This window comes from Paenibacillus sp. PL91 (genome assembly GCF_012935325.2).
In the GTDB taxonomy this organism is placed as follows: domain Bacteria; phylum Bacillota; class Bacilli; order Paenibacillales; family Paenibacillaceae; genus Pristimantibacillus.
Genome location: NZ_JABBYG020000016.1, coordinates 119,614 through 144,312, shown reverse-complemented (window position 1 = coordinate 144,312; position 24,699 = coordinate 119,614). Strand labels below are relative to the sequence as shown.

Below are 24,699 nucleotides of genomic sequence, written 5' to 3'. Positions count from 1 at the left end.
CGGGTTGTGCGCCGATGATAGGTCTACTTTCTAGACTTATTTCCGTGAATCGAGCCAATTTGTGAGCAATAGATCTAGTTTCTAGATCTATTTCCGCTGTCGGAGCACCCAATCGCCCATTTGGCGGGTTGTGCGCCGATGATAGGTCTACTTTCTAGACTTATTTCCGTGAATCGAGCCAATTTGTGAGCAATAGATCTACTTTTTAGATCTATTTCCGCAGGCCGAGCGTCCAATCGCCCTTTTGGCGGGCTGCGCGTCTAAAATAGGTCTACTCTCTAGACCAATTTTCGTGAATCGAGCCAATTTGTGAGCAATAGATCTAGTTTCTAGATCTATTTCCGCAAGCCGAGCGCCCAACTACTCAACGGTGTACGTACACAAACCCGACAACCTTTTGAGACAGCCTCCATTGCTTGATTATTTGGTTTCTTTCGATTGCACCGGCTCCGGCTTCTTTTCATCCTGGTCTATTAATCCCTTTGCCCCTCTTCTGAACTCTAACAACGTCGCTCCAATCGCCCGCCCCAGCTGTGGCAGCTTGGATGGCCCGAACAGCAGCAAGCCTAAAATAACAAGCAATACAATTCCCGCAAAGCCTATATTCATCGGCATTCTAATCTCCCCATTTCTACTTGGCTTTAAAAGTTAACCAATAGAGCCGTGACATACATCAGCAAAACACCAAGCGTTAGGCTTGAGAAGTTAAGCCATGAAACGGTAGGCGCGCCTGCAGCCTTGGCGTCTCTAATAATCATTTTGAAGATGACATAAATAACTTGAATGATGGCACCTGCGCCGATCCCGAAGAACAATGCCGCTAAAGTTTGATTAAAGACGAATCCGCCGACCCACGTTCCGATAATAGCCGGTCCACCGCCCAAGACAGCTAAGGCCAAGAAAGTCTTAAGTGTCGGCTTCGCTTTCAGAAGCGGCGCTGCGATGCCGATCCCTTCCGTAATGTTATGCAGCGTAAATCCGATAATAAGGAATGATCCGAGCGCAGCCTCGCCGGCTGCAAAGGCTGCGCCAATTGCGAGACCTTCACCGAGATTATGAAGACCTATCCCGCCGGCTATTTTGAAGGAAACCTGCTTGCCCCCGTCCTGATCGTTTAATGATTTCTTCGAATTTGTCTGATCAATGGCAATCAGAAACAAGAAGCTGAGCGCCGCTCCGAACCAAACCAAGCCCGTTCCTTGGAATACGCCAGGCGCTTCCGCACCAAGCTCTATCCCTTCTTGAATGGTATCAATGGCTAGGAAAAATAATAGGCCAACCGTAAATGCCATAACCGCTTGAATGCCTCTTGATGAGAAGCGGCGCATAAAAGGATACCACAATAGACCCAGTCCCACTGGAATAACACCAACATAAAAACCTATAAGCGAATATTGCAGGAATCTGTTGGTATCAGCAGCCGGCGTCTTTATTGCAGCAGCTACTTCCCCTACAAAGATCAAACCGTTCGTCGTGATAAGCTTGATTTCATGAGGATCTCCCTCCACCCATGGATAAGGGATCGAGATCGTCGCGCTGCCGAATCTCTCAAGCGTTGAGCTTGGTAAGTAACTCGCATTCCAAAAGGAGCCATCTACCACAACCTGAGCTACCGTCAGCTCCTTCGGTCCAGAATTGAGAACACGAACCTCGAATCCATCGTCCGTCAAAATAATGCGTTCTATATTCAACATTTCTATCGGAGCTGCCTGCTGCTCCTTCACGCCTGTTCCCCATGTGGCAATAATGGCAATCATGCCTGCCAGCAGCAGCAAAGGCATTACGCCAAGCAGCCAAACGACTTTTTTATTAGACTTTTTAACTACTCTTTCAGTCTGCACATCATACACCTCCTCTTGTCATACGACTTCAAAAAACCCCATCCAGCCGAGCTCCGTGAACTCGCTCTGATGAGCATGGAACATATATTTTCCTGGAGAAGGAAAACTCACTTCAATGATGCCTCTCTCCCCTTGGCAAAGCATAATCGTATCCGTATAGTAGGGCCTCGCATCCGGATCTGCTCCAGTCGCATAATAATGAAAGAAATTAGCATGCAAATGAAAAGAATTGATCGGGTCGAACTCTGTTAAATTACTGATATAGATACGCACCAGCTCCCTCGCTTTCACTTGAATAGGTCTGGATTGGTAAGCAAATGCGTAGCCATTGACGGTGTATACCTCATTCTCGCCATCTAAATCCAAGTCAAAGCCATTCATCACCATGCTTAGCTCTTTTGCCGGCTTTCTTGGTTTCTTAGGATCAATAATGAAGTGTCCGTAAAGTCCTTTGTGTATGTGTCTGGCGAGCGGCGGAACATGACAATGATAAGGCTGCAGCCCTGCTGGCTTCGCTTCAAATTCATACACAAATTCACTTCCAGACGGGACAGGCTCCAAGCCGTCCATATTCGTTGGATGAATACCATGCAAATGAATGGAATGCGGATGCGCCGAGCCATTCCCGAACTTGATTCTGACGATATCTCCCTCTGTACAACGCAAGGTGGGTCCCGGAATCGTACCATTGAATGTCCACCCCGGAAACTTGAGACCCTTCGCTATTTCCACCTCGGCATCCCACGCTTGAATATCGTATTCCCTAATCGTTCTGCCATCCGGCGAGGTGCTGACAGCCCCATAATTAAATGCCGTTAATGCTTTAACTGCCGCTTCCAGCCCCGGAGTAGAATCAGTTCCCGGGTCGTAACCATGCGCCACCCCGTGCTTCATTTGATCTTTGAACGTATGGTGCATTTCTTCCTTACCCATCGCACTGGCAGACTTGCCGAATAAAGCACTTGTGTTTAAAAAACGGCTTCCAAGCACGCCTAATAGGCCAGCTGCTCCGACTTTAAGAATGCTTCGCCTTGAAAATTGTCGATTTGGGTCAAGTGCCATCACTTCCACCTCCGTGTTTATATAAGGAAATTATTTTGCCTCTATGCAAAATAGTTAATAAAAAAATATTATTTCACTGAGGGACAAAAAGTTTACCAAAGGAAACATTTTGTATGAGTAGAATATATGTTAACCTAGGCGCTTTGTAAAGTGTTTTTTTGAATGCTCGTTTTGCATGGTTATTAAGACAGGAACGCTAATTTTCATAGAATTAAATGGCTTCACGATCAAAAAACGGCATTTGTTTGTGCTTCCGCATTAATTTTTGAAAGCATAAAATAGACCGCCAAGCAGCTTGGCGGCCTTGCCATACATTAGTTGATAAATTGCAGCGATTGCAGCATGCGCTTCAGCGTTACGGCGGCTTGCGCGCGCGTCGCAGGCTCTCCCGGCGCAAACGTCTTGTCGGACATGCCTTGAATGAGACCTGCTTTCAATGCTTGCGAGACGGCTTCTCTCGACCATTGGGCAATATCCGAAAGGTCAGCGAACCGATTCAATAAAGCTTGGTCGGCCTGAATCTCTTTGCCCCCCGCTTTTATCGCCCGAATCATCATCGCCACCATTTGCTCGCGAGTAATGTTGGCGTTTGGCCTAAAGGTACCGTCTTCATAGCCGTTGATCAATCCGGCTTTAAACGCCGTGCTTACCGCTCCGGCGAACCAATCGCTCGGCTGCACGTCATTGAATCCATCCGCCTTCCCTTCAACTAATCCAAGCGAACGAACCAGCATGGCCGCAAACTCGGCACGTGTAATTTGGGCATCCGGTGCAAATTGCTGATCGGTTTTACCGTTTAAAATCCATTTATTCGCCAGCAGCTCTACATCCGCTTTAGCCCAATGCCCTTGCAAATCGGCAAACGATTTGTCGGATTGGATGACGGTATAGATGCTGTTGTGCGGCGAACGAATCGTAATCTCGGACGAACCATCCTTCGTTGTAAGGGTGGATGGCACGAAATGCATATCGTTGTTCGAATCCACCCATACCGCTGTTGCCTTGCTCGAGTCAACCGTTAAAGCACCCAAGCTAATGGAACGATTGACATAAACGCCGCCGAAGTCAGACCATTCTTTGCCGTTGACCGTAACCACAAATTCGATTGGATTCAAAATCAATGGCTTCGCGTTCAAGCTTTTGGCCGCTGCGTTTATATCGTCTCCGGCTTTACCGGTTACTTTAGAAATCATGACGCTTACGGTTGAACCCTTCGGCATTTCTTTAAACAAGCTTATTGGCAGCTCGTAGCTTGCGCCATTTGCTTTAATCTGAATAACCGCATTGCCTTGCTTACTGATTGCATTCTGAATGGCATCGCCAGGCAGCTCTACATGAACGATAGAATCGCTGCCCTTCACCTCGATCACAACAATCGGAGACGCCAATGCTTTCTCCAGCTTATTCGCGTCCACAGCAACCTTCGTTACTGTCGCTCCATCAGCCGATGTTTCTTTTGTTACTTTTGCATCCTTTTCAACATCGATAATGCCGGTATTAACTACGGGTTCAGATGGCGGCGGTGTCGAGCTGCCGGGATTCGTTCCAGGACCTGTAGAACCATTAGACTTCGTAACGGTTATCGCGGCTTCTGCCTTTATGGATGTATCTTCAATCGTTGCCGTTATTGTTGCAGCGCCTTCCTTCACACCTGCAACGAGACCCGTTTGATCAACTGCTGCAACGGTATCATCGCTTGAATGCCATATGACCGTTTTGTTTGCAGCATTACTAGGTAACACTGTCGCTTCAAGCTGCTCGGATGAGCCCTTGTTGATCGTCAGACTGCTTTTGTTCAGCGATAATGATTCCGCAAAAACCGGCTCCAGCAGCGTCGGTGCCGAAATCATAAACTTGCGGGAATACCGGTCAGTTCCCTTTGACCTTACCGCAAGCTTGGACAAATCGGTCACATCAGCCGGCAAAATAAAGCTTGTTTCGCCTGCCGCTAAGTCAGCCAGCACCGCTTCGCCATTATAAACCGCGTAACCCTCGCTAGAAGCATTGGCATCCCATTCCACGGTTTTAACTGAGCCGCTAACGTCTAACTTAAGATTCTGTGGAGGCGTTGGCGCATTGAATACTTGAACTTGTGTAAGGCGCGGAGGCCCTGTAAGATCCGTGTCTGCGTTGCCGCCCGATGCATTCTCTACCGTTACTTTGATATATCTAGACTGATAGCTCTTGCCAAGGTTTATCGGGTACGAGCTATCCTCCGAATCTGTACCGCCATCATTGTTGCCTGTAGCAAACGTATACCCTTCGGCTGTCTTTTTATCCACTTGTGTAAAATGCATGGCGTCGAATTCAGCAGCCGTAGAATGGTTGCCCAAATCATCAGACACATAAACGGTCGCGCCTTTTAACCTAGTCGATTTTGCAAACAGCCTTATTTGGCTAAAATCCATCGCTTGTCCAAGGTCGATTACGAAGCTGCCCTTTCGCTCACCATCGGTACCGAGCCATGAATAATTTCCAATTTGGTCAAGGCTCGTAACGTTGGTGACCGGCCACACCTTCGGGTCTTGCAGCACGCCGCTCGTCAGCTTATTGGCGTTACCGTATACATTAGCCGTTACCGATTGCTGCTGAACCACGCCCGCGCCCGCTGTCGGCCCTACGTTATACGCTTTTTTATTAAGCGCGAGGTTCACAGAGGACAAGCCTGTTGCTTCCTTGCTTATGGTGATGTCCGAAAGCTGCAGCTCCGCATCATAGGCTGAGTTTGTGCCATTCGCAGAGCTGCGGTAAATGCCCCACTTAGGACGCAAATATTGATCAAAGGCAGCGGGATATTCAGTCTCAAAGCCTCCGGTTCTCTCCGGTCTTCTCCATAAGTCTTTGCTGCCGTCGGTTGCGCCTTTGTCCGCGAATGGTTGAAAAACATCCGGATTGTCAAACGTATAGATTTTGCCGGTAACCATGTCGGTGATCTTAACGGTGAACCAGCCGGAATCCGAAACAAGCGCGTCAAGCTCCACCTTAATCCAGTGGCCGTCGATTTCCTTTAACGGGATTCTTAGCATCGTCTTGTCGCCGTCATAACGGTTATGGTTCACAACAAGTGTTCTGCTCGTCGTTCCGGAGACTGAAATAGCTAGAATATACGCACCATTCTCACCGCCGGTGTTGCCGCCCGGCAATGTATCTTTCTCATGCGCATTCACAGCCTTCAGCTGGAAGAGATGTCTGAAGTTCGGCTGGTTCCACTGGATGCCGTCGGGTATATTCCAGAGCCATTCGTATGAAACCAAGTCGCCCTCGTATGCTACAAAATCGCCGGTTGAATCCTCGCTTGGACGAATTTCAATTCTTTGCCTGTCCGTAATAGATGCCCCGCCTACGACGTAGCCTTTCTCCCGGTCAAAAACACCTTTATGGGCGTATTCGCCGTCGCGAACCTTCTCTTCGAATTCGTTATTCAAGCCTCTGCCATGCGCTATGACCTTAAATACATTTTTGTTAAGCGTGCTGTCCCAAACACTCTTGATATGGTCGTCGGCGGCAGTTGCCGCAGGCTGATCTCCGTAAAAGTCGTGGTAACCGTCTCGTATCCGCTTGGTCACACCTTCAACCGGCTCGTCAGTTCCCATTGCGCCGCCCAAAATATTATAGGGAGACACGCCTTCAATGGCGTTCATCTTGATGGTTTTGTTATTCTCGCCATGGCCCCGGGCGGTTACGTCCATCGCGAATAATGACGGATCGCCGCTATTGAAATGGAACATAAATTCATTTGTGCCAAGCGGCAGTTTCGCAAGGAATGGGAGCGCGAATGTAACCGTATTGCCGGATATTGAGTAATCCGTACCCGCTTGAAGCGTATGGCCGCCTTTCGTTATGTTCGCAAGAGTCTGCCCGTCAGCAAGGTTAATGGTTGTTGCGATCGGGGCTGTCTGATCCCATGTACTGTAAGTATCCTTGGCCGGCTCAAGTACAGTAGTGTTCATTATCGGATCTTTGCCGTAAATCGTTAAGCCGGATATTCCCATCAGCGAAGCGTTATCATCCGTACGCGAATCGCGTGGGCCAACCAGCACCGTGTTGATCATCACATACCGGGCCGTAAACGGATACAAAAATGTTTTCGTATCAAATCCCCACTGTTGTCCGTTGTATGTAACATACGACCACAAACCTTCCGTTTCCGTGCCACCGGCCAGCGTCCAGCCGTTTGCTTTCCAGTCGTAATTGTACGCTGAATTAGTAACCGTAGGCGCGCTTTCCCATGAATGGATGCTATTGGAGTAATAGACTTCAAATCTTGTCGCGTTGCTTTGGATATTAGGGATGGAGTTTGGTATTTCAAGGTACAGCTTATCAACTGTTTTGGAAGCGCCTAAGTCGAGGGTTAAAGCCAATGAGGATGGCGAGTAGTCATTCATATAGACATTTGAGCTTGCATTCCGCCAATATCCGCTGCCGCCAGTCCGCAATGCGTCTGCGCCCGGATGATTCGGATCCTCCGAGCTTACTTTGAGATTCACATCGGCCATAGGCGTAAAAAGGGACGGGTCCAACAGGTTAAAAGAGCCTCCTGCAGCTGCCGAATGGTCAGCCGCTTCCGTTGATGCTGGAAAAACACTGATAAGCGAAAGCAAAAGCGCAAATGAAAGAACAGAGCTAAATACCTTTTTTATACCTTTTTGCTTAAACATCATAAAGCCTCCTCAGAGTCTATTCATGATTCATTAAACGCGGTGAAAAAGATTAGCTGCAATTGGCGATCATACTTGAATGGCAAAACGCATGCGATTTGGGCCTAGCATTTTGATGCTCTTTTTTGAGTGAAATAGCTTGTTTGAAACGATTAATTGAAATCGCTTACATATTTCCCTTTTACGATCATCCCCTCCCTTGCCATAGCTATCTTAAAATACTAGCCTCCTTACGGATATGGAAAAATTTACGATGAGGGTTGCATTATTTATCATCTGGTGGGGAAGGCTGGTTTTCCATGCGTGCTTTTTCGCTCGCTTTAACCTAAAGAAAAGACCTCCCACAAGTTCAATGAACTTGTGAAAGGTCTCCTATTTTATGAGTACATTTGTATTTCACGTGCTACGTATCTCTTCATAGCCTTCTACAGCTGCTCGTTCTTCCTTTTGCCTAATCGAATCACATGCCAGGAGCGCTTAGACAGGCGCGCCTCCAGCAAGCTATCCTTCACAGTCGATTGCCCGCCGCTATGCGGCTTTACATCTTGCCCAGCAATCGAATTTACAGCTTTTAAATTCTCGTTTTCCAGTACGATATGCTCGATTACGGCGTATTCCGGAAAGCTTCTAATGTCACATTCTAAGCTTAGCGACTCCTCCAGACTGCGATTGATCGCAAATACCGTTAATTCCTCTGTCTCTGGATTATAAACGGCAACGCTATCCAAATAAGGGACATCCGTAAAATCCTTAGCATCATATTTGTCAGAGGTTATGACCGGCTGCAGCGCAATTCCTCTGCCATAAACGGATGCATGCATATACGGATAATAGATCGTCTGCTTCCATGATCCGCCTCCGTTCACCGTCATAATCGGTGCAATGACGTTAACAAGCTGAGCCAGGCAAGCGATCTTGACACGATCCGCATGCTTCAAGAGCGTAATCAGCATGCTGCCGACAAGCAGCGCATCCTCAAACGTATAAATATCCTCAAGCTGCGGGGGCGCAATAGACCAAGGCTCAATCTGCTTGTCTGCCTCGTTCGAATGAAACCATACATTCCATTCATCAAAGCTCAAATTAATCGTCTTCTTGCTGCGCTTCTTAGCCTTGATGTAGTCGCAGGTCGATTTAATCGTTTTGATAAAATGGTCCAGATCCATTGAATAAGCGAGGAAGCTGGCGGTATCACCGCTTCGATTGCCGTAATACTGATGGAGCGAGACGTAATCCACCACATCATACGTATGCTCAAGAGAGATAGCTTCATACTGCGGAAAAGTAGGCATGCCCGTATTGGAGCTTCCGCAGGATACCAGCTCAATCGTTGGGTCGACCCATTTCATTGCCTTCCCTGTCTCCAGCGCAAGACGGCCGTATTCCTCAGCTGTTTTGTGCCCGATCTGCCATGGACCGTCCATTTCATTCCCTAGGCACCAGGTTTTGATCGCATGAGGCTGCGCATAACCATGCTTCTTGCGCAAATCGCTCCAATACGTACCGCCTGGATGGTTGCAGTATTCTAGCAATTGACGGGCTTCATCGATGCCGCGCGTTCCAAGGTTAACCGCCATCATCACCTGGGCATTCACGCTCCGTGCCCAATCTACAAACTCATTCGTCCCGAATTGGTTCGTCTCGATCGTTCGCCAAGCCAGCTCCAGCCTTCTCGGCCGCTCCTCTTTTGGTCCAACTCCGTCCTCCCAATTGTATCCGGATACAAAATTGCCGCCCGGATAACGGACGATGGGAACCTGCAGGTCGGTGATCAGCTTGGCGACATCTTTGCGAAAGCCGTTCTCATCGGCTTCAGGATGGCCCGGCTCATAGATGCCGCCATAAACGGCGCGTCCTAGATGCTCAATGAAGGAACCATAAATTCGGGGATCAACTTCGGATATGGCAAAATCTTTTTCAAGTGTCATTTTCGCTTTAAGTGTCATGGAATCACCTTTCTTTTTGAGAAGATAGATTTGTAAGTGAGCTGTCTTAACCTTTGACCCCGCCTGCGGTCATGCCTTCGATAAAATACTTTTGGAAAAATAAAAATACGAGCAAGATGGGGACAATCGCCATAACGGCGCCAGAAATGAGCATATCGAAATTGTTGCCGTACGGTGTAAGGAGCGTCGCAAGGCCGATCGGAATCGTCAGCTGCTCGGTTGTACGCAGAACGATGAGCGGCCATAAAAAGTTATTCCATGCGAACAGCGCTTGAAGGATTGCCATAGATGAGAAAGCAGGCGCCATAAGCGGCATCATGATGCGGAAAAAAGTGCCGAATTCCGTCGTTCCATCCACACGAGCAGCGTCGAGAAAATCCTTCGGCAGCCCGCTTGCATATTGACGGAAGAAGAAAATAGGCAGCGGAGCCACAACAAAAGGCAAGATGACGCCCCATATGCTGTTAATCAGCTTCAGGTTAATCGACAGCTTGTATAGAGGGAGAATAATAATTTCAATCGGCACCATCATCGTAATCAATACTAGCGCAAAGATGAAGTTGCGAAATCGAAAGTTATAGACCGCCAAGCCATAGCCAACCATCGAAGAAAAGAGCAAGCACAGTACCGTGAAAATGGCCGTAATAACCAAGCTGTTTTTGTACCAGGTTAAATATAGGGAGTCGCCCGTGAACAAATACGCATAGTTTTTGAAAGAAAAAATTTCCGGGCTGATCTTCAGATTTAACCCAAAGCGCATAAGCTCCTGGGCCGGTTTAAAGGAAGCGATCGTCAATGTGACCAGCGGGAACAGCGCGAACGCCGCGAATACGATAAACAAGAGAAGCAGCCATACGGTATTCATGGTCCATTTATGTTTCTCTGCCGTATTCATCCTCTACTCCTCCTTCTTGAACATTCCGAATAGTTTAAGCTGGCTGATTGTGATGATAAAGGTGAGAACAAGCAGCACGATACCAACCGCCGAGCCAAGACCCAAATTATTCTGTTCTAGCCCATTTCGGTATAAATATCCGACAATCGTCAATCCGATATCGTTTGGTGAACGGTTGCCGTTCCACAGCATGTAGCTTTCTGTGAACATGGAATAACCGCCGTAAATGCTTATCGTGAACACATAGATCGTAATCGGCTTCAGCAAAGGCATTGTGATTTTCAAAAATTTATTCCAAGTCGAAGCGCCGTCAATTTCCGCAGATTCATATAATTCCTTCGGGATATTTTGGAGTCCAGCCATAAAATAGAGCAGGTTAATGCCAATCCATCGCCAAGCCGCTAGCGTTATTAGCGTAAGCATCGCCAAATGCTCCTTGCCAAGCCAGCGCTGCTTCTCAAAGCCAAGCGAGGTGACAATTGTATTCATGAGTGAGCCTTCCAGTTCTCCGAAAGCTAATCGAAATATGGTCCCTGCTACAACAACGGAAGTTAACGCAGGGATGAATAGCGTGGAACGAAAGAAGTTTTTGGCAAACATCACCTTCGCATTCAGGAAGACAGCCAATATAAGAGGAATAGGGATCAGAATACATAAAGAGAATATCGTATATTTACTGCTGTTGACGATCGCTTTGAGAAACGTCGGATTCCATAAATCCTTATAGTTCTCGACCCCGATAAACGCCACCTGCCCGGGAAGAACCTCCTGAAAGCTCATCACGATAGCCGAAATAACCGGATAGGCAAAGAAAACGGCAAATGAGATTAAGAAAGGCAATACGAAAAAGTAAGGAGCAATTTTTTGTGAATACAAAATGCTGGAGCCGGCGGAAGCTTTCGAAGTTTCCGCTGCCTTTAATGCCTCTGGCGAGCCTTTTGCCATAAAACCCTTCCTCCCTGCCAAGCGTAAATAGCTAAAGCTAGTTTCGCAGCATAGATTTCGAATAAACAGTATCACTAGCCCTCGCGGAGCTAGTGATACTTTATCATTCTATTATTTTAGCTGTGCGGCTGCTTCTTTCAGCACTTTATCAACGTCCTCGTTGTCGAGCAAAGTACGCACTAGAATTGAAGTTTTGAAAGTATCGGAAATCGTCGGCGTATTCTCATTAATGTTCACGCCTTCAATCTCGCCCTTGATATCAGTCAGCACATTGAAGATGTCGTCTCCAAAATACTCCGTAAATTTATTCGGCTCGCTCAGCGCAGGATCAGTCCATACGTCCGAACGGAGCGGGTCAAATCCAAGCTGCTTCCAAATTTGAATATTGCCTTCTTTGCTGATCTTGGCGAAAGCAAGGAATGCTTTGGCTAATTCGGCATTCTTGGTCGTTTTCGTTATAGCTGTGCCCGTGCCGCCCATACCTGCCGATCGTGGCTGCCCTTCTGCCCATGCAGGCATAGGCTTAATGACAATCTTGCCTTTCAGATCGGGCATATAATCGGTGAACCGTCCCATATACCACATTGGCATCCAAAGGGAGGCAGCGCCGCCGCTGTTCATTAAACCATAATATTCCTCGCTGTGATGTCCCGTCCCAGGTGCGGCAATAGCAATGCCTTGTTTAACTAGATTCTGCTGCCATTTGAGCGGTTCTGCTACAATCGGGCTTGTAATATTAAGCTTTCCATCCGCTGTTTGGATATCGTCATTTCCGGGTACTTGCGCTACCTGAGGCCATAGCGACCACAAATCTCCGCTTTCGAGTGTAGCCATCGGAATGCCGGTTTTATCCAGTACTTGCTTGCCGGCTGCTTCATAATCAGCCCACGTCTTAATATTATCTGGATTAACGCCCGCCTTATCGAGAATCTCTTTGTTGTAGTAGATTACGGCAGCTCCGACATGGAAGTCGATGCCATAATAATTGCCGTCTTTCGAATAAATATCCAGCCTTGATTTCACTAGATTATTAATCTCAGGCTCAATCACATCATTAAGCGGAAGAAGCTGTGGTTCTCCTTTTAGGAAATTGGGGAATTTATTCAGCTCAATATCTGCCATATCCGGTGCGCCTGTTCCAGATTGAAGCGCTACCAAAAGCTTGTTGTGCATGTCATCATAAGGGAAAGTGTTTGCGACTAACTGAATCTGTTGCTCCGGGTTTGCCTCATTCCAACGTTTTGCCATATCCTCATAAAACTTTTGATGCAGCTCGTTAAACGTCCAGAATTCAATTTTCGTCGTTTTTGCACCGTTCGTTGCGGTTTCTTCCTTGTTCGTTGTGCTGTTCTTATTGCCGCCGTTATTACCAGAGCAAGCAGTCAGAACAACAGTAAACAAGACTAGAAAAGAGAGCATGACTAACAAATGCTTTTTCACTTGTATTCCCCCTTAAATAAGTATGCTTCTATGCTTAATCCCTTTGGGATCAATGCCGATACTGGGTAAATCAAGTTTGTTTTAGACTTTTGTATATTTATTTTATATAAACCTAAACTGTTTGATATTCCCATCATAATGAGGACTGTTTTGTTTGTCAATCACAAAATGTATGCGTTTACTTTATTATTTTATTTTAGACTTTACTAAACCAAGTTAAATTTCTATTTGCTCTACGATGTGCAGTTTTTTCAAATTGAATGAATGAACTTAGCAAAACACTGCTTTTCGCTGTCTTTTCACCCTGTTTTTACATAAAAAACCTATCCCTTCTCATTCGTTATCTTTTGATTTATAATAAGTTAAACCAATTAAACGTTAGGAGAGGGGCGACTACATACATTGATCCATATCAAAGAGCTCCGTTCAGGTTTAAGCATCTTTAAAGCACTGAGTTCGGAAATCAGAATCGAAATACTAGAACTGCTGACCAAGCACGATAGTTTGAATTTAAACGAGATCGCCGAGAAGCTCGGGCTTACCAACGGGGCGATTACGATGCATATTAAGAAGCTCGAGGAAAGCGGCTTAATTGATATCACGACAGCGGTCGGCCGCCATGGCCGTCAAAAAATATGTTATTTGAACGAGGATCTGCTATCTGTCGAATTACGGAGCAAAGGCAAGCAAAATGTGTATGAAGTAGAAATAAGAGTAGGCCACTATTGCGACTATCATGCCGAGCCCACCTGCGGATTAGCTACCAAAGACAGCATTGTCGGAGAATTCGACAATCCTCGCTATTTTGCTGATCCTGAGCATATCAATGCCGGAATCGTTTGGCTGAGCAAAGGATATCTGGAATACCGAATTCCAAATTACCTGAAATCCAATCAACGCTTCAGCGAGCTGCAATTTATTTTGGAAATCGGCTCCGAGGCACCTAGCTTTAATAACGACTACCCATCCGATATCGTGTTCAGCGTAAATGGAGTTGACATCGGCATGTGGACATCCCCAGGTGATTTCGGCCTGGAGCGAGGAACGTACAATCCAGAGTGGTGGCCGCCCCACTTAAATCAATTTGGCTTGATCAAGCTGGTGCGCATCAACGAGAACGGCTCCTTCATCGACGGATGCCTCATATCGAATGTTACGATTGCCGATATCCAGCTGAATGAACATACAGACATCAAATTTAAGATTGGCGTAGCAGAAACGGGCAACGTTGGCGGCCTTACCATTTACGGGCAAACCTTCGGCAACTATAAGCAGGATCTCATCGCTAGAATTATATATGATGAGGTTGATAGGGCTTAGTCATAAAAATAAAGAGACCTTCCACAGGTGCATTGCATGCATGGTAGGTCTCTTTGTGTTAAGTGAATTAGTATCTAGCACAAGGACAATAATAACAATAAAAGAGGCTTCTGCCCGTTAATACTATCTACAACGTTCCACTCTAGCAGGTCACAGTTGACTCTTCCTTCTGACTTGCATTTTTTCTTACCTGCTTATTATTCCTTTTTTAAAGCTTCTATTAATACTGTTTGCATTTCGAGAGGCAACAAATTGAAAGTTAGCGTTTTTTTATTCCCGTCTTTAAACTCAACCGTAATTGCTTCAATATCCTTCTCCGCTTGCTCGCGCTTTTGCCTTTGCTCCAAATATGCACTTTCCTGCAAAGCGAAGAAGTCATCCAACGTACCGGCAATAGCCGGAGCAGTCTCAGTGGGGAGCTGCTCCAGTTTGGATAGCTGCTCCGGCTGAGGCATTTGCTCCGGATTCAATGGTAGTAGCTCCGAATCGGATGGCTTCTCCTTACAATATCGTTCGTACTTGTTTAAACAGGCCGAAAAATACTCCCTATATTCCTTAATTATACGGCTGATAATCTGAGGTGATTTAGGTACCGACATCTCCTCGAGCTCGCGTATAACATTTTCGCTGTATATCTCACTAAATAAACGTTCGAGCTCCTTATCGTACAATTCCAAAGCCAGACATCTATTAATGTCGTCCTTGATCCGGTCAAGCAGGGTTCCCTGCCGGTTAGGAAAATCAATTTCTCGTGTATAGATATCTATAATATTTGATTTAAACGTACTGATCGCTTTATCTCTCGGGATCCATTGGTTTTGATAAGAATGAAGCTTTCGGTACTCATTGATCAACTGATCCGAAACCTTAAACAGCTTATATCTGATCCTGCTGGGATCATAGGATTGTTCGGTTTGCACCTCGCTAAAAGCGGGCTTCCGCACAGCCAGTTCGATACCGGGATTAGGTTCTCGTTGTTCCAGCTGCAACCGATCCTTTAAATCATTGTGAAAAATACTTGTATATTGCTCGAGCTTCTTAATAGTCAAATTAATCCGATGCGGATTCGCCAACATACTGGACTGCTGCTTCTCCAAATATTTTTCCACCATGTTGCCAATTTGTTGAAAATCCATTTAATCACCTACATCATCCAAACAATAACATGTTGTTTGTTTTGTTTGGCCCTTTCCAAGAAAAAAATAAGATTGGCCACAGGCTCAGTTTGCTCAACCGCCGCCAACGCGCCGATTGCCTCCTCCAGCCGGGCATATGGAATACGATTTGATCCAAGTAGCATCTTATTGTCATCGTTCGGCAACGACTGGACGGCTGCTTCCACCTCTTCGATCTGCTCAAGCGACAAAAAACCAAGAAGCGTCCCATGATCCGAAAGCTGACTTTGTATCGCTCCCTTTAACGCTTCCCGTTCACTCATGAGGGCAAGCTCCTGCTCTTTCTCTAACCCTGTTTTGAATAGCTTCCGTGTCAATTCATTAAATCGCGCAATCTCATTTGCCTGACCGTCGAAGAACGTCGAGTTTACGCCATAATATGCTTGTCTCATTCTCCATCCTCCTTTCCTTACAGATTAAGACTGTTTCTAAGACCGATGCTGATATCCGTAGACTTGATATCTGCTACATAGATGTGGCTGCCCTTCTCCGTCAATCTTTGCTCGAATCCTGCGCGAATTTCCGGACTAAGCTCCAAATAATCCTTCGTCACGACGACTAAAGAATTGCCGTCATGCCCTTCTACCTGTTTCAGCACATGTCCCATCTCGCTGCGAATATAGTCGGAAGACCCGCATTTCGCTTCAACAAACAGATCCTCTCCTTGCTTGATCTCAAGCGTTCCTATCTTTAGGTCCTCTGTCGCTCCCCTGGCTATAATGTCCGGTTTGGTCTCTCCGTACTCCGTCGGTACGATTTGCTGCTTGTCTTCAATCTTCTCGAAGCTGGTTTTCATTGTATCCTTTAATTCATACTCGAAGATGGTTCCCTTGTACCGCTCCAAGGTCTCATAAGCACGCTGCATACTGAGGTCGGAAGCTGGGCCTTGCAGCACTTCCTCCTGCTTCGACAAGACGACGTCCACCTTTTCATTCTCGCTTCTAATTCCGCGAATATGGGAAGGGTCGCCATACTCAGCCGTCTTCGCCTGCAATCCGATGTCATCCGCCATATACAGCTCGCTTGCATCAAGTACGGTCTGCTCTTCCTTCGGCATTTCGTTTAGATAAGCATCAGTGTCTCCCATCGGCTCCAGCTTCTCGAACTCCGTCCAGTCTTTAGTCGCTTCGGCTTTTTCCAGACCTTTTTTGAATGATTCCGTTATCACGGAAAATTCAAGCATAGCGAATACCCCCAAGTTTTAGCTGCATATTTTCCATCAGCGCATATTCCTTCTTATGTACGTCCGCTTGCTTGTCAACGAGCTCCAAGCAAGCCTCTATGTATCTCTCCAGCATGATGCGACGATTGACCTGTTTCTTTATTGTTGCATCCATTTTGACGAGAGCGAGCAGTACTTCTTTGACGAAAGAAGCTACGAAGCTGTCAACATCCATATTCATATCGAAGCCGTAATTTGCCGCATAGCGAATTAAATTGCTCTTTACAGCAGCATATTGGCTTTGCACATTCCTAAGCGGCTCTTCGAGCAGCGAACGATAAAAGCGTTTGACTTCATTTGACAAATCCTCGTAAGCGGACAGATTTTGCATAAGAATTTCCGTCACCGGATGCATATGCTTGGCGTTATACAACAAATGGTTATAGGACTGGCTGTACAGCCTGACTTCTTCATCGGGAATATACCGCACATCTTCTTTGCCATGGATCAATTGCAGATGGGCCGGCGAGCTCATGCCATCGGTAAACATGAGCGCGGCCCCATTCGTGAGCTTGCTAATAAAATGAACCTTTTCCTCCGTCAGCCCGAGCGAATTAGCCACATACTCGCAGTCATCCTTGGACACGATCCGATGAATGATCTTCGTATTCGTATTTTTGAGAACATCCGGCGCCAACTTGGTAGGAACCTGATCGACAATGATCATGCCTTCTCCATAAGCCCGAATCTCGGATAAAATATGGCTCAAACTTTCCACCGCTTTACCCTTTATATTGACGCTCTCTTGGCTGCCCTGCTGACTTACGTTGGCAAAAATGCGGTGTGCTTCCTCGAACACGAGCAAATGCTTTAATACGCCAGTGAAGCCAAGCTCCTGCGACCTTACATATTCATAAATAAAGACGGATATAAGTCCAATCACTAACGATTTCTCGTCATCATCCGCTATTGCCTCAAGCTCCAACACCGTCGGCCTCGCCAGCAACTCCCCGATATCGATCGTTTCAACCGTATTGAGCATATACCCCTTGCCGCCTACCATCAGGCTTCTGATTCGGGTCAGCAGCGCCGCTCGAATATTTTGCATTTGCTCCTGAGCGTAGCCAAGCTCCTTCGTATAGCTGTCGATCTCATCATACAAATCCCCGATCGTCGGGAAATACCATTCATACTGCTGCTCATCCTGTTGATAAATATTTCTCGAGGTCGTCAGGCTCCAGCCCTTTTTGATATAAACATTCATGATGCATTGCTCCAGTATGTTCGGCATCGAAGCATACATCGTAAAGGATGCATTAAAAATAACCTTTAAATTATCGATATGCTGCTGAATATTGACGTTCACAGGAAAATAAAACGGATTGATACGAAACGGCGATACCGCTTCATTCCCTAATGTATACACGCGCAACTCAGGAATTTTCCTGCTCAAGCCTCTGTATTCCTTTTTGGCTGGCTCAATAATCAGAAAGGGCACATTCGTCGTGCTAAGCACATGAAAAATCGTATTCGTTTTGCCGCTGCCTGTGATGCCCGCTACGAGCATATGCTTCACAAGCTGATCCTGCTCCAAATGCAGCAGCGTGTCGGTTTTCTTTTCCGCGTCATAGAGATATCCAAGGGGCGCACCCGCATGATTCGGCGGATTTTGATTAAATCTCGGACATTGCGACAGCTCATAACCGTTATAATCATGCTTCGGAACATCCAACACATACGCAAGCTCCTCGCCGGTAAGAAACGAGAACAGGCGGTAATGCTCATGGAAAATATTTATCGAGTGGGACGCTCTCTTCTCCTCTAGCAACCCTACTGTTGGATAAACCCCGTTTAAATCAAATTGACGATAAGGCTCAACCGCATTGGCACTGTACGTCGATTGGTATACTTCGCCGATTTGGACTAGCTCTGAGCGGTTTCGCGAAAAGATCGAAATGGCGGTTTGCCACAAGCCGGAGGAGAGAGCTTGCTGCAATCTTTCTATATAATTCTCAAGGAGGCTATCGAGCTCCATGGCCTGAAAATCGGTTTTCTCGCTATTTTTCGTTACGGTCTCGGTAGTGCCCTTCGTGTCTGAATCAGAGCTTGTGATTCCTTCACTGGTCGATCGGCCTCCCGACACCACAACTAAGCCTCCACCACTGTTGCTCCCATCAGTACTTGTTTGGCCTAGCGTAGTCGAATAGGTTTCCGATTTCGCCAAGCTTTGCGAGCTGCTCTCCGTAAGCGCTATAGAATTGCCCGTCCGCATGCCTATGACCGTATCCAGCTGATGCAGAATCGCCGTCTTGGTGAGCGGCTTTGCAACGATTTCCAGCAAGGCATCCTTGTCGCGTGCCGTCCTGACGAAGGGTTCGATATATTCGAAAAATTTCGTTTCGTTTCTGCCAGTTATACCCGTAATAACGACTTGAGCCTCGTAACCCACCGGCTCCAGTCGGTCGTCGATCTCTTTCATATCCGACGTCTGGAAATAAGCGCCAAAGCGTTCTGAAATCGAAGTGCCGCTTCTTTTTACCGCCCCTATAGAGAGCGTGATTTTACGCGTCTGGCGTTCACTTTTCAGACGGAATATAATGGGCGACTGCGCATTCGACAAAGAGGCTACAAACTCTTTTATCCGCTCATAAATATAGAGCTGTATCTCTGCTGGCTCAAGTTCATCAGAGAGCGAGAGTTTGTTAATTTGAAAAAATTGATAGTCGTCTCGAATACGTTGGCCAGGACGGAAAAACGCTTCATCCATAGGCGTACGCATTCGCTTCACATGAAGTATTTGCTCTAGCACGGCAGCAGAAACCTTCTTCCTATTTCATAATGGGACGACAAGCGTCCTCCACCTGTGTGATATACAGCTGGAAGATTGGCGCGATAACTGTCTTTCTATTTTGGATGTGCCTAGCAGCCTTCGAGCGGTTCAGCTTGCTTTTGCTCACCGCCTGATCTGCCGTTCCGACCTGAGACGCGGCAGCGCGGCTCGGACTCGGCCTCGACGCCTTTTTGCCCATGAATGTACCGACTACGGCACCCCCGATACCGCCAATGACCAGAATCGGCAGGCTTTTCGTTAGCAGCAATCCAACTCCGACTCCCACGATGGCGCCGGCAGCTGTGCCCATATTCAAGAACGGCTCCTTGCGTATGCCTGCAGTTGAGCCATGTACCGCTTGCACCACACTTGAGCTCTCCATTACGGTATCCATGCAAGCATCCTCGCCTATCGTAAATGGAGGAATCCGCAACTCCCGGTGAATGCGATCTACGTCGGACAGCAAATGCTCCCTATCTTCAGCGGTCAAGTTCTTGAAGGAGGGCCAAACCGCAAGTTCTCTCTTTATCTCTTCTTTAATGGCAAGAGCATAGTTGGATAGCTTGCTCGTTTCCAATCCACATTTCTTCATTAATGTGCTGTATTCGCTAATCATTAGCACATCTTGATTAAGCTGATCATAAATTTTATCGATATATTTATTGATAGACTGTTTTTTCGTATAGAAGTCCATCCGTTTCGGCCTCCTCTGCTTGTCGCGCAAGTTTTTCCTCGAAACGGTTTCTCATTTCTTTGATTCTTGCTGCTCTTTGCTGCATATCCAAAATCGAAGCTTCTTTCTGCTCCTCGTTTTTGTCCATTTCCTTTTTCAAGTGAAGCAGTACGTTTTCTTTGATCTTCACGACATTCGAGATGATTTTCATAACCTCGGCATTCATCTTATCGACGATATCGCTCGTCATGTCAAAGATAGGCTGGGTTATCGCTACATCACTTTCGAGAAGCTTGTCCTTCATCGTTTCGGTCAATTCATCTATAATGACGTCCAGCTCACGTTTAAAGCGTATGGAATCAAATCTCTCCTCATAGTCCTCCATGCCGACAAGACCCTTCAGCCAATTCCAGACACCTGCTTTTTTTATCGTGCTGATTGATGCTTTATATGCGTTTTCTACCTTCTTTTTGCAATCCTTTGCGATCGATACGATACTCGTAGAAAACTCGCGTTCAATTTGATTCATCGTCGAACCGACCAAACTTTCTACATTTAAGTTTCCGATTCTGTTCATTTTGGAGCCCAGGTTTTTCAACTCGACTTCTTCCAGCTTGACGGCCACGTTATCGAGTTGCAATTGGATGTCATGAATCAATGCCGAAACAATCTTCTTAATGCTAAGGAAGGATTTTCGCACCATTTCCTTAACCTTTAGCACTAGAAAATCTTCGGCATCCATAATAACATTTTGGAGAACATCCTCCGCATTATAACGGTCGATGCCTTGCTTCGCCTTCGTCCATTTCTTGTAGAGATCCCGATCAATGTCCTTCGTGATATCGACCAGATCTCCTCGAATCTCATCCGCAATCTCATCCTCTAGCCCGCCCGAAAGGTCCCCGATCATACGTTTCGAAATAAGATCATTAACGCTATTCAACGTCTCATCCCTTACATCCTCAATTTCTTTGCGCAGCTTATCGATTTTTTGGATGTATGCCGAATTATCTTCCTTGATTGTCAATTGAAGCTCCTTCATTTCAAATCTCAGCTTATTGACAGTATCGGATAATACAGTACGCATGCTCGAAACAGCATCCTTGATCAAATAATCATTTTTGGCTTGAAGATACTCGCCCAATGAGCTTTCCAGCTCATTTATCCGGCTATAGGCCAAAATATCATCGACATGCCCAGGCGTAATCTGCCGTCCTGCGATCATATATTCAGGCTCTTCAGGATCGGGAATTTTGAACGTATGGTCTGTTTGAACACTCTTAATTTCAATGTCGCCGCTGCGAAGCTGCTTGCCCTTCATTCCGTAATAAGCGGACATTTCATAAATTTTCGGATTCATAATGATGCCGGATAGCACCACTTCCAATTCATGACGCGCCTTGACTATATCAGCTCGGTTAAAATAGTCAATTTTGTTAATAACGAAAAAAATATGGCCGCCATCTACTTCCAAGCTTGAGCTTTTCGCGGACTCCACGTACTTTTTGATTTTCTCCGTAAAATGCTCATTTCCCACGCTATCCGGGGAAATCATAAATATAATGGCATTCACTTGCGGGAGCACGTTATTCGTAATCGCTTCGTGCTTTTCGTGCCTAGAGAAAAGACCTGGAGTATCGATGATTACCACTTTATCCTTACATATTTCAAGTGGACAATAAACGATAACCTGCTTAATCATTTCCTCATTCTTGCTATCGCGCACAGTCGTTGTTTTCTCCAGCAACTCTCGGCAGGAATCATAAGTCAGCGGCATGCCTTGCGGATCAGTCGCAATCATCTCGGTTTTTTCTTGATCAAAATAAGTAATTTCCACCTTGATATCCTCGGAATAGCTGATTTTCGTAATAACCGACGTTTCCGCCCGAATATCCATGCTAAGCAAATCCTTGCCGATAATCGAGTTAATAAAAGTGGATTTGCCGGCGCTGAAAGGGGCCACGAGCGCAATTTTAAACTCGCCCTCCTCCAATCTGACCATTTCGTCAGCCAGCATGGAATGCTCTATGATATAACGGTCAATATATTCTGATTGCTGCAATTCATTGTTGAAATTCAATAGCATTTTTTTTGTTTCCGCAAATTTTTCCAGCATGTGAATCACTCCTGCAATTGTGATAGTTGATTGAAGCCTGAATGGTTGAACAGCAACTCTGCCAGCTTGGCTTTATTGCGTTCCTTGGATATAGGCAGCCCAATAGCATCGGCTAATACGATATCTGGATTTTGAATAATAGCCTCTCTAGTCGTTTCTCCTCGATCCAATTGCAAAAACTGCTCATAATAATAAGCAGACACAAAATAAACGCGCTCGCTTGTATAGCCTTTAAGGATGTCCAACGCTTCCAGCTCGAACTGCTTTCGGCTTGATTGATAGAACATGAATTCATCGATTTTGTTGGCGATAACGATCTTATCCATGGTGGCATGCTTGGAGAAAATATACTCCATATAAGCTTCGTCACGCATCGCCTCCATATCCAACACGATGATGAGCTTGTCATAGTAGCTTCCAAGATCCTTGCGCTCGGGTGCTGCGTCCGTTACATGAAAAGCTTCGCCTTGCAGCGTCTGAAGCAGCCGGGCTATCTGGCTTTTCCCCGTACTCGGCGGGCCGGTCACAAGCCAGTTGCTTCTGGAAACATCAATCCCTGTTTCCTTTAAGCCTTTCGCAACCTCCTGCACCAGTCGGTAGAGTTTCTCCATGCGGCTTAGCTCAAGCAGCAGCTCCGCGTGATGCGCTTGCAATTGCTTACCGGTTACAAGCGCCCCGTCTTTCTCCTTCACGACGATCTCCCTATTCTGCCTTAGCTCCTCAAGCGTAAGCTTTCCGTCTACATATTGCCTGTGCAATGCAGCATAATAGGATGAAACGGTAAAAATGACGGGATTCGAAAGCAAATACGAAAGTGAGCGTTTAAGCTCAAGCTCGACCTTATACAGATCCTCGTCACTTAGCAGATGACTATTATCGACAGCTATAAATAGCGTTTTACTATTTTTCCGAACCTCCAACACTTTCTTAACCGCTTTAATAAAAAAAGCGTTGCCGATCTGAGCTGGATTAATAAAGAAATAAACCATATCATACGAGGGCAGCTCCGTTATGTCGCACTCCTCGTTCAGAACAGCCTTTTTAAAGCGCAGCATGGGCTGCAGCTTATCAAGTGACTCTAACTGTCTTCTGCTTTCCGTAATCCATATGGAGTTCGTTTGCAGCACCGCCACCGCCATCGCCACCTTCCAGAATGAAATGCTCAAGTTCCCCGATTCGGCTAAGCTGAATGATCGCCTGGGCATGATCCTGCTCTAAACGTCGTCCCGCTATAATCTCATCGTCCTCAATGACATAGATGCTTCCCTCTTTACGCACCTCATCAATGTTGATTTTCTCATCGCGCAGCTGTTTGCCGTAAAGCGCGAAATAACCCGAAACGAAAAAAACATGGTGCCGCTCCGCCTCGGAATCCACCTCATCCAGCACAATGGCAAGCTCCTTGATGATGCTGTCGTAATGATTGCTGTACTGATCCCATTTCGTCAGCACGAAGCCGTGCTTTTGTCCACTCTCCTTGATCATCTCCAGAAACTGCTTCATTTGGCGCGAAAAAGCCGCATCCCCGATAGAAGCTGGATGAATGAGGAACAGTATCAGATCGCTCATTTTAAGGGCTTGCTCAGCTATTTCATTATGACAGGCGTGTCTCGAGTTGAGCCCAGGGGCATCAACTATGGTTAACCCCGGAAAGCTGTCCAGCGTATGATGAATCTGTACCTCTGCCGGTATCTCCGCACTCCTTACGCCCGAAAGCATAGACAGCTTTTCCTTAAGCTCAGCGTAATCTCCGAACTTCTCCATCGTAATGCGATCATTATCGTATTTCACGAACAGCCTGTTTTCGTCTGCGCTTACGACCTTCGTAATAATGGCTGTCTCGGCTCGTATATCCATCGCGAGCATGCTCTCTCCGAATAAGCCGTTAATTAACGTTGATTTGCCATAGGAGAACGGGCTGATGAACGTCACACTAGCATTCTCGTCATACAGATGATAGAGATCCCGAATTCGCTCCACATCGTTGGCGGCTACTTGCTTGTGCAGTTGCAGCAAATAGCGTATGGATGGGATTTCAACATTCACCTCTTGCTGAACAGTATGAACGATCCCGCTGCGGCTTACGGCTTTCAGACGAATGGCCGTACTTCCTTGGTCTAGCAACTCCTTTAAATAACGGTTAATGTTCATGAAGAGAATCCGCTTGATTTTCCCATACAAGCCTCCTGGCAGCCGGCCCGAACGGATGATATGATTGGCGATAATCTGGGATAACACTTGCTCCGTCCTTATGCTTTGCAGCGCAGGCACCTTCTTACCGCCGCTCTGAGCATTTGCAAGCTTCACGGGTATATTCGGCAAAATAGACGCTGCTGCTTTCTTCAAATAGCCGTGCTCGGCTTGCAGCAATATTTGATAATCATGCACATCGTACTCTCTCGCGATGTACTCATGCAGCTCCAGGAAAAAAGCCGTCAAGCGTTCCTCATCGTGATCCGAATAAACCGAGTAGATATATTCCGGAAATAAATCGATTGCCCTGGCCACGTACCCGCCCAGCATAACGCGCTTCTTAAAATAGTAAAAAATAGGAGGCAGGGAGCGGTCCGATTCCTTCGTTCGGATTAAAACATCATTACCTGTGAATGAAACGATTAGCAAAAGAAGCCCTCCCA

At 46.4% G+C, this 24,699-nt stretch carries 17 protein-coding genes; 1 reads left to right on the top strand and 16 read right to left on the bottom strand.

All coding sequences use genetic code 11. From position 1 onward, the window contains the following. Nucleotides 1-420: 420 nt before the first annotated feature. The 8 genes from HI950_RS27440 to HI950_RS27405 form a co-directional block, all read right to left on the bottom strand. Entirely contained in the window at nucleotides 421-615 is a 195-nt protein-coding gene (locus tag HI950_RS27440) for a twin-arginine translocase TatA/TatE family subunit (protein ID WP_169087365.1), read from the bottom strand. A 26-nt stretch (nucleotides 616-641) separates the two neighbouring features. Then, complete coding sequence (locus HI950_RS27435) at nucleotides 642-1,841, bottom strand: ZIP family metal transporter (protein ID WP_317618459.1); 1,200 nt, start codon at nucleotides 1,839-1,841, stop codon at nucleotides 642-644. An 18-nt stretch (nucleotides 1,842-1,859) separates the two neighbouring features. Then, nucleotides 1,860-2,903 carry a multicopper oxidase domain-containing protein gene (locus HI950_RS27430; RefSeq protein ID WP_169087363.1) on the bottom strand — a complete coding sequence of 348 codons (1,044 nt, stop codon included), beginning with the start codon at nucleotides 2,901-2,903 and terminating at the stop codon, nucleotides 1,860-1,862. Nucleotides 2,904-3,217: 314 nt separating this feature from the next. After that, complete coding sequence (locus HI950_RS27425; RefSeq protein WP_187768176.1) at nucleotides 3,218-7,561, bottom strand: S-layer homology domain-containing protein; 4,344 nt, start codon at nucleotides 7,559-7,561, stop codon at nucleotides 3,218-3,220. Between the two features lie 425 nt (nucleotides 7,562-7,986). Further along, complete coding sequence (gene arfA / locus HI950_RS27420; protein ID WP_169087359.1) at nucleotides 7,987-9,507, bottom strand: arabinosylfuranosidase ArfA; 1,521 nt, start codon at nucleotides 9,505-9,507, stop codon at nucleotides 7,987-7,989. A gap of 46 nt (nucleotides 9,508-9,553) precedes the next feature. After that, entirely contained in the window at nucleotides 9,554-10,402 is an 849-nt protein-coding gene (locus tag HI950_RS27415) for a carbohydrate ABC transporter permease (RefSeq protein WP_169087357.1), read from the bottom strand. Between the two features lie 3 nt (nucleotides 10,403-10,405). Continuing rightward, a complete protein-coding gene (locus HI950_RS27410; RefSeq protein ID WP_169087355.1) occupies nucleotides 10,406-11,347 on the bottom strand; it encodes a carbohydrate ABC transporter permease in 942 nt (313 codons plus the stop codon). 111 nt (nucleotides 11,348-11,458) lie between these two features. Then, nucleotides 11,459-12,787: an ABC transporter substrate-binding protein gene (locus HI950_RS27405; RefSeq protein WP_317618458.1), complete on the bottom strand. Its 1,329-nt coding sequence runs from the start codon at nucleotides 12,785-12,787 to the stop codon at nucleotides 11,459-11,461. A gap of 402 nt (nucleotides 12,788-13,189) precedes the next feature. On the opposite strand from HI950_RS27405, the gene HI950_RS27400 reads away from it, so the two are divergent. Further along, on the top strand, nucleotides 13,190-14,107 hold the full coding sequence (locus HI950_RS27400; RefSeq protein ID WP_169087353.1) for an ArsR/SmtB family transcription factor: 918 nt from the start codon (nucleotides 13,190-13,192) through the stop codon (nucleotides 14,105-14,107). A gap of 197 nt (nucleotides 14,108-14,304) precedes the next feature. Here HI950_RS27400 and HI950_RS27395 read toward each other — a convergent pair whose 3' ends face one another. The 8 genes from HI950_RS27395 to HI950_RS27360 are packed head-to-tail and all read right to left on the bottom strand — an operon-like array spanning nucleotide 14,305 to nucleotide 24,685. Continuing rightward, nucleotides 14,305-15,243 carry a hypothetical protein gene (locus HI950_RS27395; RefSeq protein ID WP_169087351.1) on the bottom strand — a complete coding sequence of 313 codons (939 nt, stop codon included), beginning with the start codon at nucleotides 15,241-15,243 and terminating at the stop codon, nucleotides 14,305-14,307. A gap of 8 nt (nucleotides 15,244-15,251) precedes the next feature. Next, nucleotides 15,252-15,674: a hypothetical protein gene (locus HI950_RS27390; protein WP_169087349.1), complete on the bottom strand. Its 423-nt coding sequence runs from the start codon at nucleotides 15,672-15,674 to the stop codon at nucleotides 15,252-15,254. A gap of 17 nt (nucleotides 15,675-15,691) precedes the next feature. Then, on the bottom strand, nucleotides 15,692-16,465 hold the full coding sequence (locus tag HI950_RS27385; protein ID WP_169087347.1) for a hypothetical protein: 774 nt from the start codon (nucleotides 16,463-16,465) through the stop codon (nucleotides 15,692-15,694). Beyond that, nucleotides 16,458-19,253: an ATP-binding protein gene (locus tag HI950_RS27380; RefSeq protein WP_169087345.1), complete on the bottom strand. Its 2,796-nt coding sequence runs from the start codon at nucleotides 19,251-19,253 to the stop codon at nucleotides 16,458-16,460. Before HI950_RS27380 ends, HI950_RS27385 begins: the two co-directional genes overlap by 8 nt. A 19-nt stretch (nucleotides 19,254-19,272) precedes the next feature. Continuing rightward, nucleotides 19,273-19,968: a hypothetical protein gene (locus HI950_RS27375; protein WP_169087343.1), complete on the bottom strand. Its 696-nt coding sequence runs from the start codon at nucleotides 19,966-19,968 to the stop codon at nucleotides 19,273-19,275. Further along, complete coding sequence (locus HI950_RS27370) at nucleotides 19,934-22,063, bottom strand: dynamin family protein (RefSeq protein WP_169087341.1); 2,130 nt, start codon at nucleotides 22,061-22,063, stop codon at nucleotides 19,934-19,936. The genes HI950_RS27375 and HI950_RS27370 overlap by 35 nt, the downstream gene beginning before the upstream one ends. Before the next feature lie 5 nt (nucleotides 22,064-22,068). After that, nucleotides 22,069-23,196: an adenylate kinase family protein gene (locus tag HI950_RS27365; RefSeq protein WP_169087339.1), complete on the bottom strand. Its 1,128-nt coding sequence runs from the start codon at nucleotides 23,194-23,196 to the stop codon at nucleotides 22,069-22,071. Beyond that, on the bottom strand, nucleotides 23,132-24,685 hold the full coding sequence (locus HI950_RS27360; RefSeq protein ID WP_169087337.1) for a dynamin family protein: 1,554 nt from the start codon (nucleotides 24,683-24,685) through the stop codon (nucleotides 23,132-23,134). The genes HI950_RS27365 and HI950_RS27360 overlap by 65 nt, the downstream gene beginning before the upstream one ends. Nucleotides 24,686-24,699: the final 14 nt, after the last annotated feature.